10 protein-coding genes and 1 pseudogene are annotated in these 12,564 nt (G+C 75.8%); 7 read left to right on the forward strand and 4 right to left on the reverse strand.

All coding sequences use genetic code 11. From position 1 onward, the window contains the following. The first annotated feature begins 129 nt into the window (after positions 1 to 129). The 3 genes and pseudogenes from AB0910_RS24735 to AB0910_RS24745 form a co-directional block, all read left to right on the forward strand. Positions 130 to 321: a hypothetical protein gene (locus AB0910_RS24735; RefSeq protein WP_366746866.1), complete on the forward strand. Its 192-nt coding sequence runs from the start codon at positions 130 to 132 to the stop codon at positions 319 to 321. Between the two features lie 81 nt (positions 322 to 402). Further along, on the forward strand, positions 403 to 945 hold the full coding sequence (locus AB0910_RS24740; RefSeq protein ID WP_366746825.1) for a hypothetical protein: 543 nt from the start codon (positions 403 to 405) through the stop codon (positions 943 to 945). A 160-nt stretch (positions 946 to 1,105) separates the two neighbouring features. Next, a pseudogene (locus AB0910_RS24745) lies at positions 1,106 to 1,345 on the forward strand (signal peptidase I); the annotation flags it as partial. Positions 1,346 to 1,433: 88 nt separating this feature from the next. On the opposite strand, the gene AB0910_RS24750 reads toward AB0910_RS24745, so the two are convergent. Continuing rightward, a complete protein-coding gene (locus AB0910_RS24750; RefSeq protein ID WP_366746826.1) occupies positions 1,434 to 2,348 on the reverse strand; it encodes a L,D-transpeptidase family protein in 915 nt (304 codons plus the stop codon). 523 nt (positions 2,349 to 2,871) lie between these two features. Here AB0910_RS24750 and AB0910_RS24755 point away from each other — a divergent pair. Beyond that, entirely contained in the window at positions 2,872 to 5,832 is a 2,961-nt protein-coding gene (locus tag AB0910_RS24755; protein ID WP_366746827.1) for a BTAD domain-containing putative transcriptional regulator, read from the forward strand. Between the two features lie 196 nt (positions 5,833 to 6,028). After that, on the forward strand, positions 6,029 to 6,220 hold the full coding sequence (locus AB0910_RS24760) for a hypothetical protein (RefSeq protein WP_366746828.1): 192 nt from the start codon (positions 6,029 to 6,031) through the stop codon (positions 6,218 to 6,220). Between the two features lie 196 nt (positions 6,221 to 6,416). Here the strand turns inward: AB0910_RS24760 and AB0910_RS24765 are convergent, their stop codons facing one another. Continuing rightward, positions 6,417 to 7,031, reverse strand: coding sequence for a hypothetical protein (locus AB0910_RS24765; RefSeq protein ID WP_366746829.1), 615 nt, complete (start codon positions 7,029 to 7,031; stop codon positions 6,417 to 6,419). A 123-nt stretch (positions 7,032 to 7,154) separates the two neighbouring features. On the opposite strand from AB0910_RS24765, the gene AB0910_RS24770 reads away from it, so the two are divergent. Next, positions 7,155 to 7,712, forward strand: a complete 558-nt coding sequence (locus AB0910_RS24770) for a hypothetical protein (RefSeq protein ID WP_366746830.1) — start codon at positions 7,155 to 7,157, stop codon at positions 7,710 to 7,712. A gap of 95 nt (positions 7,713 to 7,807) precedes the next feature. Here the strand turns inward: AB0910_RS24770 and AB0910_RS24775 are convergent, their stop codons facing one another. Together AB0910_RS24775 and AB0910_RS24780 are read right to left on the reverse strand one after the other, a co-directional pair. After that, on the reverse strand, positions 7,808 to 10,297 hold the full coding sequence (locus AB0910_RS24775; RefSeq protein ID WP_366746831.1) for a PQQ-binding-like beta-propeller repeat protein: 2,490 nt from the start codon (positions 10,295 to 10,297) through the stop codon (positions 7,808 to 7,810). Positions 10,298 to 10,440: 143 nt separating this feature from the next. Then, positions 10,441 to 11,400: a VOC family protein gene (locus AB0910_RS24780; RefSeq protein ID WP_366746832.1), complete on the reverse strand. Its 960-nt coding sequence runs from the start codon at positions 11,398 to 11,400 to the stop codon at positions 10,441 to 10,443. Between the two features lie 405 nt (positions 11,401 to 11,805). Here AB0910_RS24780 and AB0910_RS24785 point away from each other — a divergent pair, with 405 nt between their 5' ends. Further along, on the forward strand, positions 11,806 to 12,453 hold the full coding sequence (locus AB0910_RS24785; RefSeq protein ID WP_345655389.1) for a TetR family transcriptional regulator: 648 nt from the start codon (positions 11,806 to 11,808) through the stop codon (positions 12,451 to 12,453). Positions 12,454 to 12,564: the final 111 nt, after the last annotated feature.

Raw genomic sequence — 12,564 nt, forward strand, 5'->3', positions numbered from 1 at the left:
GGGTGGCGGCCGGGGGTGTCGGGTGCGCGCCGTGCGGCGGTCGCCGTGCGGCAACCCGCGGGTCGCCGGGGCGGCGGATCGTGCCGCGGCGGCCGTCCCCCCGAGCGTGAACCCGGGGAGCATCCCCTCATGACCCGCGAAGCCTTTCCCGCACGGCCCGGCACCTGGCATGTCGCCCTCGGCCCCTGCACGGTCGCGCCCGAGGGGCTGCCGTACGAGGTGACGATCACCCTCGCCCACGGCCCGCAGGCGCCCACGCCCCGCCGACGTGGCTGCGGCCCGCGCGCAGACCCGCGAGGATCGCGCGGCACCGCGGGCTGAGGGGGTGGAGGGCCGATTTCCACCCGTTGTTCCACCCCGGGGTTGATCGCGAGAACGCCGGCGGAGCGGATGCTCGACAGCATGACGCTCACCGACTGGTTCATCGACATCGCGCTCGTCCTCATCGTGTTCCGCCAGCTCCGCGAGGAGAAGCTGACCGTACGCACGATCCTGCTGCCGCTGGCCATCATCGGCTGGGCGGCCGGCCAGTACCTGCACTCGATACCCACCGCGGGCAACGACCTCGCGCTGGCCCTCGCCTTCGCCGGCACCGGCGCCGCCTTCGGCCTCGCGGGCGGCCTGCTCACCCGGGTCAGGCACGCGGAGGGACACGTCCGGGTCAGGGCCACGCTCGGCGCCGCGGCGCTCTGGGTGCTGAGCATGGGCTTCCGCCTCGGCTTCGCGATCTGGTCCACGCACGCCTCGGGCGGCGCGCACCTCGCCCGCTTCTCCGCCGACCACGACATCACCAGCGCCCAGGCCTGGGTGGTCGCGCTGATCCTGATGGCCTTCGCCGAGGTCGTCTTCCGCCTCGGCACCATCGTCGCCCGCGGCCGCCTGGCCGCCGTACGCGCCCGCACCGCCCCCGCCGCACCGGCCCCGGCGCCCGCGGCGTACGTCTGAGCCGCACGGGCCCCGCACGCCCGCCCGTCCCCCGCCCCCGCACCGCCCGCATCAGGGCGGCACGGGGGCGGACCCCTGCCGCGCCCGGCCGCGCGGCGCTGCCGGGAGCCCCGTCGTCCACGTCGGCAACGCGGAGGTGGACGGCGCCCCTGGGCGGGGATGGGTGGCCCGCGAGGCGAGGACCACGCTGCTCCTGCTGGTCGGCGGGCGGTTCCTGGTGGAGTTCAGGGACCGTACGGTGCTGCTCGCGCGGCAGGGCGACTACGTGCTGTGGGGCCGCGGCGTGGACCACTCGTGGTGCGCCGAGGAGGAGTTCGTGGTGGTCACGGTGCGCCGACCGTCCGTGCCGGGGTACGCGGTGCCCGAGGGGCGCGAGGAGGCCGGAGACGGCGGGAGTTGAACCTTTCGGGGGCCTGGTGCGTAGGGGTGGGTGGGGCGCCCGGGTCTCCCCCGGGCCCCGGGCGCCCCGTCAGTCTGTTGTCAGGGGGTCAGCGGGTCAGTGAGGCCGCGTCGCCCATGACGACGACCGGGTGCAGGGTCGGGTCGAGGAGACGGAGGAGTTGCTTCATGTGGTCCTCGGGGAGCGCGACGCAGCCGTGGGTGGGACCGCCGTGGTCGACGTGGAACCAGATGCCGCCGCCGCGGCCCTCGCCCAGGGGGCGCCCGAGGTCGAGCGGGGAGACGCCCGCGACGCGGTTGTAGTTGATGGCGACGACGTAGTCGAAGGCGTGCGCGAGGGACTCGCCCTCGAAGCCGGTGCCCTCGGTCGCGAAGTCGGGGGACTCGTCGTACGGCAGGCGGCTGCCGGGGTCGGGCAGCCGGCCGCCCGCGTCGGTGAGGCCGTAGACGCCGATCGGTGAGCGCAGGTCGTCGTCGTGGTGGTCCTGCGTCCAGCCGTCGCGCGCGTTGCGCGCCCGCCAGTCGGCGTCGGTGACCCAGCCGGCGCCGGTGAGGCGGTACGCGACGAGCCGCGCCCGCGGCGAGTCCACGTCCCTGCCCTTGACGACCACGACCTGGCGGGCGCTCGCGGGCACCTCGGCGAGGGTGCGCGGGCCGAGGCCGGGCAGCTGCCGGTGGACCGCGGCGCCGCCGGCCTCGAGCGGGCCCGGCGCGGCCCGCAGCCCCGGCGGCCCCGCGGCGGGCGCCACCGCGCGCGCCGCGAGGTGCCGGTCGGCGGGGTCCTCGGCCGCGCCGGCCGCGGGCGGCGCCGCCTGCTGGTGGCCGCCGGACGCGGCCGGGCGCCCTGCGGCCCCGCACCCGCACATCCCGCAGAGCGCGGCCGCCGCCAGGGCCGCGGCGGCCAGCAGGCCCGCGGCGCGCCGGGCCCGGCGCCCGGACCGCACGGGGCGTACGGGGCACTCGGGGCGCACGGGGTGCGGGGGGTGTGCGGGGCGTACGGGCATGGCAGCTCACCTCTGGTCGGTCCGTGGGGTTCCGCCGGGCGGGGGAAGGTCCCTCACACCACGTCAACCGCATCTGGTACCCCCCGCGCCCGCCCGCCGCCCGGCCCCGGCCGCAGCCTCACCCTGCCGGCCGTACCCGGCCCCTCCTGCGAGGGGCGGACCGCCGCCGGGCAGCCGCCCCCCGTACGGCCCGCGCACCGCGGCGCCCTCGCCGCCCGGCGCCGCGGGACCCGCGTCCCCCGATCCGGTCGTCTTCGGGGCCGCGTGCCCCGCTGCCGGGGCGCACGCCGCCGCGGCGGGACCGCGCCGCCGCGGGCCCGCCCCACGCGGCCGGCGCGGCCCCTCAGCCTCAGCGGTCCCGGGCGCCACACGGCTCAGGGACCGCTGAACGGGGGTCAGTGCCGCGGGGCCGCCCGGCGTGTTGAGGCATTGTGCAGACCGGCGCCCGTGGCTGACGCGCCCGCCCGGGACAAGGCAGACTGTCACAACAGCGAAACCGCCAGCGGGGGGCGAGGGGGAAACGATGGACCGTGACAGCGGGCCACGCGTACCGGGGCAGCGGATTCCGGCGGCGCGGGCCCAGGAGCCCGACGGGGGCCGACGGCTGCGCTTCAGCGTGCTCGGCCCGGTCCGCGCGTGGAGCGACGGCGAGGCACTGCCGCCCGGCTCCCCGCAGCAGCGCGCCATGCTCGCCGCGCTGCTGCTGCGCGAGGGGCGCACGGCCACGGCGGCCGAGCTGATCGACGCGCTGTGGGAGGAGCCGCCCGCCCGCGCGCTCGCCGCCGTCCGCACGTACGCCTCCCGGCTGCGGAAGGTCCTCGGTCCCGGCGCCCTCGTCAGCGAGGCGGGCGGCTACGCCATGCGCACCCCCGACGGCTCGCTCGACCTCCAGGTCGCGCACGACCTCGCGGCGAAGGCGGAGAAGGCGCGCGCCGCGGGCGACAGGCGCGGCGCCCGCGCCCTGCTCGAACAGTCGCTCGGCCTGTGGGACGGCGAGCCGCTCGCGCACCTGCCGGGCCCGTTCGCCGAGACGCAGCGCGTGCGCCTCGGGGAGTGGCGGCTCGGCCTGGTCGAGCAGCGCCTCGACCTCGACCTGGAGCTCGGCTCCCACGCGGAGGCCGTGTCCGAGCTGACCGCGCTCACCGCGGGGCACCCCCTGCGGGAGCGGCTGCGCGAGCTGCTGATGGTCGCCCTGTACCGCAGCGGCCGCCAGGCCGAGGCGCTGGCCGTCTACACCGACACCCGGCAGCTGCTCGCCGAGGAGCTCGGCGTCGACCCGCGGCCCGAGCTGACGGAGCTCCAGCACGCGATCCTCAACGCGGACGAGGAGCTCGCACGGCCCGTCGTCCTCCACTCCGTGCCCGACCTCGCGGCCCCGCGCCCCGCGCAACTTCCCGCCACCGTGCCGGACTTCACCGGCCGCGCGGCGTTCGTCGCGGAGCTGGGCGAGCTGCTCGCGCTCTCCGAGGGCTCGGTGATGGCCGTCTCCGCGCTCGCCGGCATCGGCGGCGTCGGCAAGACGACCCTCGCCGTGCACGTGGCGCACGCCGCCCGCCCGCACTTCCCCGACGGGCAGCTCTATGTGGACCTGCAGGGCTCGTCGGCCGCCGCGGCCGACCCCGCGACGGTCCTCGGCTCGTTCCTGCGGGCGCTCGGCACCCCGGACCGCTCGGTGCCCGAGACCCTGGAGGAGCGGGCGGCGCTGTACCGCTCCACGCTCGACGGCCGCCGCGTGCTGGTCCTGCTGGACAACGCGCGCGACGCCGCGCAGGTCCGGCCCCTGCTGCCGGGCACCACGGGCTGCGCCGCCCTGATCACGGGCAGGACGCGGATGGTGGACCTGGCGGGCGCGCACCTCGTCGACCTGGACGTGATGTCCCCCGCAGAGGCGCTCGACCTCTTCACCAAGATCGTCGGCATCGAGCGGGTGCGGTCGGAGCGCGAGGCGTCCCTCGACGTCGTCGCGGCCTGCGGGTTCCTCCCGCTCGCGATCCGGATCGCCGCCTCCCGGCTGGCCGCGCGCCGCACCTGGACCGTCTCGGTCCTCGCCTCGAAGCTCGCGGACGAGCGGCGCAGGCTGGACGAGCTCCAGGCGGGCGACCTGGCGGTGAAGGCCACCTTCGAGCTGGGGTACGGACAGTTGGAGCCCGCGCAGTCGCGCGCGTTCCGCCTGCTCGGCCTCGCCGACGGCCCCGACATCTCGCTGGCCGCGGCGGCCGCCGTCTTCGACCTGCCGCCCGACCGGACCGAGGACCTGCTCGAATCGCTCGTCGACACCTCGCTGCTCGAATCCGCCGCACCCGGCCGCTACCGCTTCCACGATCTCGTACGGCTCTACGCGCGTGCATGCGCGGAACGCGACGAACACCCGCCGGCCAGGCGGCGCGAGGCGCTGGAGCGGCTGCTCGACTTCTATCTGGCGACGGCGTCCCGGGTGTACGGGATGGAGCGCCCCGGCGACCGCACCGTCGCCCATCTGGAGCGCGCCCGCGACACGGGCCTGTCCTTCCCGTCCAGGACCGAGGCCCTTGACTGGCTGTACGCGGAGGCCGCGTCGATCCTCGCCTGCGTGCGGCAGTCGCTCGCCCAGCCGACGCTGCTGCGCCGCGCCGTGGACCTGCTGCTCGCGGCCAAGGACCTCTCGGAGTCCGGCGCCAACTCGCGCGCCTACGAGGTGGCGGCCCTGGCCGCGCGGGACGCCGCCCACGCGGCGGGCGACGCGCACGCCGAGGGCCGGGCCCGTACGACGCTCACGCAGGTGTACATCAAGGCGGGCAGGTTCGACGAGGCGGACGACGAGGCGCGCCGCGCGGTCGCGCTGCGCGAGGCGGCCCAGGACGTCTGGACGCACTGCAACGCGGCGAACGAGCGCGGCATCGTCGCCCTGTGCCAGGGCCGCTTCCGCGACGGGGAGTCGCACCTGCTCGAAGCGATCGCCGCCTTCCGCGGGGACGGCAACGCGCCGGGCGAGGCGAGCGCCCTGTGCAACCTGTCGCGCGTGCTGGTCTCCATGGACAGGACCGAGGAGGCCGTCGAGCTCGTCCGCAGGGGCATGGCGATCTACGACGACCTCGGCCTGACGCTCCGCCTGGCGAACGCGCGCTTCGCGCTGGGCATCGCGTACGCCCACAGCGGGAGGCACGTCGAGGCGCTCAAGGAGTTCAACGAGGCGCTGAACATCTTCGAGGAGAACCGGCAGCGGTTGTGGCAGGGCACGACGCACTTCCGTATCGCCCAGGTGCACCTGGCCGCGAAGAGACCGCCGCTCGCTGCGAGGTTCGCGGAACAGGCCCTCACGCTCGGCTTCATCGGCGGCGAGTGGATGCGGGCGAACATCCTCACCGTGCTGGGCAAGGCACTCGACGCCCTCGGGCAGCCGGAGCGCGCCCGCGCCTGCTGGCAGGAGGCGCTCGCGCTCTACGAGGCGGCCGACGCGGACGAGGCCGCGGAGGTGCGCGTACTGCTCACGCCGCTGGCCGCCTGAGGCGCGCGCACCGCGCCGCGGGCCCCCGGGGTCGTTCATCGAACGTTTAGCGCCTCCTGGCATGCTCAACCCAACGGCGACCCACCGCACGGGGGAAGGGGGGGTCGTCAAGGCGCTCGCCCGGTGCGGCACGGGGGAGGCACCGGGCGCGCGCCGCCCTCGACAGAAGACGTCCGAGAGCCAGGAGCACGCCAGCATGAGCGAAGCGAAGAAGGACGAGGAGATCACGACCCTCGACAGCCACGCACCCGCGCCGCCGGCCGAGGGGAAGACCGCGGCGAAGGGTGGCGACGACGCGGCCGACGAGGCCACGGCGCTCGACAGCCACGCGGGCTCGGAGCCCGCGGACGGGCCTCCCATCAAGCCGCTGGACAGCCACGCCCCCTGAGGTGTGGCAGACGGGGAATGACCGCCCCGAGCGGGGGGCACGGCCGCGGCGGCCCGGAGGGGAGGCCGCGGCGGCCGTGGCGGGAACATCCGGGGGACGAGAACGGGCAGGGCCCGCGCCGGTGGCGCGGGCCCTGCCCGTGCGTGTGCGGTGCCCGCGCCGCGGTGTCCCGGCTCCCGCGCGCCGCGGCGCGCGGCTACACCACCGAGGGCTCGCAGGTCGCGACGGTGCCGACGCTGGACGGGGTGTCCATCGGGACCGTGACGGTCCTGGTCGCGCCGGGCGCGAGCCGTACGGAGGCCGAGCCGATGTCCACGGACGTGCCGGCCGCGTCCTTGAAGACGACGTCGACCTCGAAGGTCGCCGCGCTCCCGTTGGACCGCGCGGCGGTGACCTCGACCTTCGAGGACGTGACGGCCTTGCGGCCGCCCGCGGCGGGCGACGCGCACGCCAGGCTGCGTGCGGTGGCCCGCGCGGTGTGCGCGCCCTGCGACGAGCCGGTGGCGGCCTGGTGCGTGGGCCGGGTGCGGTAGCCGCTCGCGGGCGTGGCCGAGCCGCTGCCGTAGGAGTCGCCTGTGCCGTCGTCGGCGGTGTCGGTGTCGGTGTCGGTGGTGGAGCCGTACGTGCTCCTCGATGACGATCCGGAGCTGCTGCTCGTGTGGGCGGGGCCCGAGCAGCCGCCCCCGCCGCCCGAGCCGTAGTGGCCATGACTGTGGCTGTGACTGTGGCTGCCGTGCCGGGAGAAGCCCGTCAGCGCGAGCACCACCACCCCCGCCACCGCGACGACCTTCGCCTGCTGTCCGATGCGCACCGCGCCTCCCCCGTGGAACGGGGGCCTCTGCCCCCGGATCAAGGACGTGGCGCACACCGTGGCGGTTCCCGGTGACGCGGCGTAGCGTCGAAGGAGGGCCGCATCGCCTGAAGGAGGCCGACGATGGTACGCAATGTCATCGGCGGGATCATCGCCCTGGCCGGCGCGGCGGCGGCCGTGCTCGGGCCGTTCCTCGCCTGGTACGGCGGGCGTCAGGGCCGCCACTACCGGATCGCCGAGCTGTTCGAGGCGCGGGGTGTCACGGGGGCGGGCACCGGGGTGTGGGCCTCGCTGGTGGCGCCGTTCGCGTTCGCCGCGCTGCTGACGCTGATCGGGCTCGCCCTGCGCGCACGGCCGCTGGTGGCGTGCGCGGGCCTCGTCGTCATCGGCTTCACCGTGCTGTGGATGGTCCGGCAGGGCGAGGCGGCTGGCAGCCTCGTCGTCGGCGGCGACGGCTCGGGGCTCGGCCCCGGCGTCGCGTACAGCGCGGGCGGCGGGATCGCGCTGCTGCTCGCCTCCGTGGTGATGCGCGGGCGCAGGCGCCGCTTCGAACCCGCACCCGGCCCCGAGGGCGACGGCTACGGGGTGTACGGCGCGGGCTATACCGGCGCCGAGGGCGACGGCGAGTGGTACGACGACCGGCCGGGCGGCCGCGGGGAGCCGGGCCCGTACGGCCGCTGACAGGACCGGGGCCGCACCCTCGTACGACGGAGGCCGCGCCCGCACGACGGGAGGCCGCGCCCGGGACGGCCGGTGCCGCGCCCGCACGGGGCCGGTCAGCGCCCCGTCGCCGTGCCCTTGCGCGCGTCCAGCGCGTACACGCAGCGGTCCTTGCTGCACGCGTACACGACGCCGCGCTCGGCGACCGGGGAGCCGGTGATCTCCCCGCCGGTCGCCAGCTTCCAGCGCAGCTGGCCCTCGCCCGCGTCGAGCGTGTACAGGACGTGGTCGGCGGAGCCGAAGTGCAGCCTGCCGTCGGCGACGGCGGGGGCGCCGACGATCTCGCCGCCCGCCGCGAACCGCCACTTCGGGGTGCCTGCGACGGCGTCCAGGGTGTAGACGGCGGCGCCGCTGCCGACGTGGACGTTGCCGCCGGCGACGAGCACGGGCTCCACCGAGGCGCGGGACTCGGTGGCGATGCGCCAGCGGTCCTTGCCCGTGGCGGCGTCGAGCGCGTACACGGTGCCGAGGTAGTCGGCGAGGTAGACACCGCCGCCCGCGACGGCGGGTCCCGGCGCGAAGGCGGGCGGCGAGAGGAAGACGGCGGGCGCCTCGAAGTGCCAGCGCACATGGCCGCCCGCGATGTCCACGCAGAGCACGCGCGTGCCCGCCGCGATGTACAGCCGGCCGTCCTGCGCCGGCGTGATCCGCACCGGCACGCCGCCGCAGGACGCGCCGTCGCCCACGGGGTACGACCAGCGCTCGGCGCCCGTGCGCGCGTCGAGCGCCCGCAGCCGCGCGTCCTTCCACACGTAGACCGTGCCGTCGTGGACCGCGGGGCCCGCCTCCGGCGTCTCGAACTCGGTCTGCGCGCCGGAGAGCTCCCACAGCTTCTCGCCGTTGGACGCCTCCCACGCCTGCACACCGCCGCCGCGGGTGCCGGTGACGACCGTGCCGCGGTCGACCTTGAGCGAGTACACCCAGGCGTCGGTGTGCAGCCGCCAGCGCTCGGTGCCGTCCTGCGCGTCGAGCGCGTACAGCGTCGGGCCGTCGGAGGCGTGGATACGGCCGCCCGACACGGCCATCGCCCAGGCGACGTCCCTGGTCTTGAACTGGCGCCTGCCCGTGCCCACGTCCAGCGCGTGGACCTCGAAGGACGTCACGTACAGCAGGTCGCCGACGACGACGGGCGTGCCCCACACGTCGTTCGACATGCGAAAGCGCCAGGGCCGCCAGTGCGGCCGCCCGCCGTCCGCCTCGGGCGCGGGGGCCGGGGCGGGCGCCTGCGGGCTCGCGTGCGCCGCGCCGGTCAGGCCTGCGGGCGGCACGATCCAGCCGGTGGCGGCGCCCGCCTCGGGCGCCGGGGCGTGCGCGGCGGCGGACGCGAGCGGCCCGGGGCCGATCGGCACGGGCGAGGTGCCGAGGCGCACAGGGCCGCCGGAGTCGCCCACGGGGTCCTGCTGCCGCGCCGGGTAGCCGCCGGCGACGGGCTGCTGCGCGGGCAGCTGCGCCCGGCCGCCGTACGGGGCGGCCTGCGGCGGCCCCGCGGGTCCGCCCTGCGGCTGCGCCCCCGCGGCCGCGGGCCGGTAGGGGCCGTGCGCGGGCGGCCGCGACGGCATGGGCGGCACGGCGGGCCGCCCCGCCTGGCCGTGCGCCGGCCTGCCTGCGCCCGCGGCCTGCCGGCCGCCGCCCTGCGGCGACCAGGGCTTGTGCCCCTCGTTCTGGCGGCGGGCGATCATCTCGACGGCCGAGTCGGGCAGCCACGCGGAGACCGTGCCGGTGTCGTCGCCCTCGGCCGAGAAGAGGTACGGCGCGAGCTGCGCCTGGAGGTCGGCGGGGGTGGGCCGCTGCTCCGCGTTCATCGCCATGCAGGACTCGATCAGCGGGCGCAGCTCGTCCGGCAGGCCCGTCAGGTCGGGGCCCTCGCGCAGGAGCATGAAGACGGTCTCGACCGGGTTGGCGCCGTGGAAGGGCGCGTGCCCCGTCGCCGCGTACACCAGGGTGGAGCCGAGGGAGAAGACGTCGCTCGCACCGGTCACGCTGCGGGAGTCGCGCGCCTGCTCCGGCGACATGTAGGCGGGGGTGCCCACGGCGACGTTGGTCATGGTCAGTCGGGTGTTGGAGACGCCGGACGCGATGCCGAAGTCGATGACGCGCGGCCCGTCCTCGACGACGAGGACGTTCGACGGCTTGAGGTCGCGGTGCACCAGGTGGGCCGCGTGGATGGACTGGAGCGCCTCGGCGATACCGGCGGCGAGCCAGCGCACCGCCTGCACGGGCATCGGGCCGCACTCGCCGACGATCTCCTCCAGGGAGGGCGCGGGCACATAGGCGGTGGCCAGCCACGGCACGGCGGCGCGCGGGTCGGCGTCGACCACGGCCGCGGTGTAGAAGCCGCTGACGGCGCGGGCCGCCTCCACCTCGCGGGTGAAGCGGACGCGGAACAGCTGGTCCTCGGCGAGCTCGGTGCGCACCGTCTTGATCGCGACACGGCGGCCCGACGCCGACCGCGCGAGATAGACGAGCCCCATGCCCCCCGCGCCGAGCCTGCGCAGTACCTCGAACGGTCCGATACGTCTCGGGTCGTGCTGTGTCAGCTGCTCCACCGTGCGTGCCACCTCCCCGTACGGGCCACAAAGGTACGGCCTCGTCGCACCCGATTGTTCCTGTACGGGGGCCGCGTTGCGAACCGGGGTGCACAACGGGTGCGTGTGTCACCGCGTACGCCCCCGCCGGGCGCCGCGGGCCCCTACTCTTGGCCCGCGCCGTCCCGCCCGCGGTCCGCGTCGGCGTCGCGGTCGGCGTCGGCGTGGGCGTCGCGGTCGGCGTCGGCCAGGACGCCGAATTCCGCGCCCTGGTCGTCGGTGAGGACCGCCATCCGCCCGTACGGGATGTCGAAGGGCTCCTGGCGCACCCGGCCGCCGAGGCGCACGGCCGCAGCCGCGGTGGCGCCGCAGTCGGCGACGGAGAAGTAGTTCAGGAAGTGGCCGGGCAGGGCGGCGGGGAACGCGTCCGTCATCACGCTGCGCCCGGCGACCGCGGAGGCGGGCCCCGGCGTCGCGCCCTTCGGGGACCACAGGCGAAACGGCACCGCGTCGCCCGGCAGACCCGGCGCGTCGCTGCCGCTGACGCGCAGCACCCGCTCGTAGAACGCGTCGACCGGCTCGGGCAGCCGCGTGTAGACCTCGGTCCAGCAGAACGAGCCGGGGCGGCCCCGCTCCCCGAACCCGACGCCGCCGTCCCGCCCGCCCGCGCCGCCGCCTGCCCGCACGGCCTCGCCGCGCACGACGTCCTCGCCGCCGCCCGCGCTCCCCACGGCCTCGTCCCGCTCGTCCTGCGCGGGCTGCCAGAGGCCGAACACCGCGCCACCGGGATCGGCGGCGAGCGCCACCACGCCGTGCCGCCCGGCCGCCACGGGCTCCCGCACCATGCTGCCGCCCGCCGCGCGGACCCTGCGGGCGGCTTCCGCGGCGTCCGGCGTGGCGAAGTACACGCCCCACGCGGTGGGCATCCTGCCGTCGCGCTTGGCGACGAGGGCCGCGACCCGGCTGCCGCCGCTGTACGCGGTCGCCGAGCCGCTGTCCCCGTACGGCTCGGGGCCGGGGCCGAAGGTCCAGCCGAACAGGCCGCCGTAGAACCTCTTGCCCGCTTCGAGGTCGGGCAGCGACACGTCGAGCCAGCACGGTGTGCCCTCGGTGAATGCGGCCACGGCCCACCTCCCGAACCCTCGTGTGTCCGCGGCGGCGCACGGCTCTCCCGCCGCGCCCTCCGGCAAAGCTAATGGCTGAACGCCGGGCGCGCAGCGTGGGGAATAGAACAATTGACTCGGTCAAGACGCGTTTCCCGGCGGAATCCGGGCATCCGGCGAAGACGCCGTAAGGCCCCGTAAGGCAGGGCCGAAGGGGTGCGGATGGCCGCGGGAAGGGCGCCATACGGGTGCCGCTATAGGCCGCGCAAGGCGGCGCGACGCGGTACACGACATCGCCGCAAAAGGAATGTGCCAGATGTTCATGCCGCACGGAAGGAGCGCCCGGAACACCCGGTGTACCCCGTGGATGTCCCCATTTGCAGTCGGCCAAATCGCGCGCCGATCCCCCGTCGGTAAGCTGACGGCATGACAGGACAAGTACGAACGGTCGACGGCCGCGTGGCCGGTCGACGCGGACAGGCGACGCGGCAGAAGCTGCTCGACTGCCTCAGCGAGATGCTCAGCTCCTCGCCGTACCGGGACGTCAAAGTCATCGACGTGGCCCGGAAGGCGGGCACGTCTCCCGCGACGTTCTACCAGTACTTCCCCGATGTGGAAGGGGCCGTACTGGAGCTCGCGGAGGAAATGGCCAGGGAGAGCACCGGGTTGACGGAACTCGTCGCCGGGCGTTCCTGGACCGGCCGTGCGGGCTGGCAGTCGGCGGAGGAACTGGTCGACGGATTCCTCGACTTCTGGCGCAGACACGACGCGATTCTGCGCGTCATCGACCTCGGTGACGCGGAAGGGGACAAACGGTTCTCCAAGATCCGCATGAAGATCCTCAACTCGATCACCAACTCCCTCACGGATTCGGTGAAGGAACTTCAGGCGAAGGGCCGCGTCGACAAGGAAGTCGTACCGGCGGCGATCGCGGGATCACTCGTCGTGATGCTCTCCGCCGTCGCCTCGCACCAGAAGGGCTTTCAGAGCTGGGGCGTGAAACAGGCCGACCTCAAGCCGAATCTGGCGCTTCTGGTCCATCTCGGGGTGACGGGCAGGAAGCCGACGCGGTAATTCCCGCGCCGTGCTGTGCACTTCTCCCGTTTGCCCGGCCCGCTTTTCCCGTGTTCTCCCGGCACGGCTTCCGCCGTGCGCCGTGGAGCGTCCTGTCCCGCCGACGGGGTC

The sequence above is a fragment of the Streptomyces sp. NPDC047002 genome (genome assembly GCF_040704505.1).
GTDB lineage: Bacteria > Actinomycetota > Actinomycetes > Streptomycetales > Streptomycetaceae > Streptomyces.

Coding starts and splice junctions, on each gene's coding strand:
- AB0910_RS24735 (WP_366746866.1), top strand. CDS start 130: ATGACCCGCGAAGCCTTTCCCGCACGGCCCGGCACCTGGCATGTCGCC.
- AB0910_RS24760 (WP_366746828.1), top strand. CDS start 6,029: ATGAGCGAAGCGAAGAAGGACGAGGAGATCACGACCCTCGACAGCCAC.
- AB0910_RS24785 (WP_345655389.1), top strand. CDS start 11,806: ATGACAGGACAAGTACGAACGGTCGACGGCCGCGTGGCCGGTCGACGC.
- AB0910_RS24740 (WP_366746825.1), top strand. CDS start 403: ATGACGCTCACCGACTGGTTCATCGACATCGCGCTCGTCCTCATCGTG.
- AB0910_RS24770 (WP_366746830.1), top strand. CDS start 7,155: ATGGTACGCAATGTCATCGGCGGGATCATCGCCCTGGCCGGCGCGGCG.
- AB0910_RS24755 (WP_366746827.1), top strand. CDS start 2,872: ATGGACCGTGACAGCGGGCCACGCGTACCGGGGCAGCGGATTCCGGCG.
- AB0910_RS24750 (WP_366746826.1), bottom strand. CDS start 2,348: ATGCCCGTACGCCCCGCACACCCCCCGCACCCCGTGCGCCCCGAGTGC.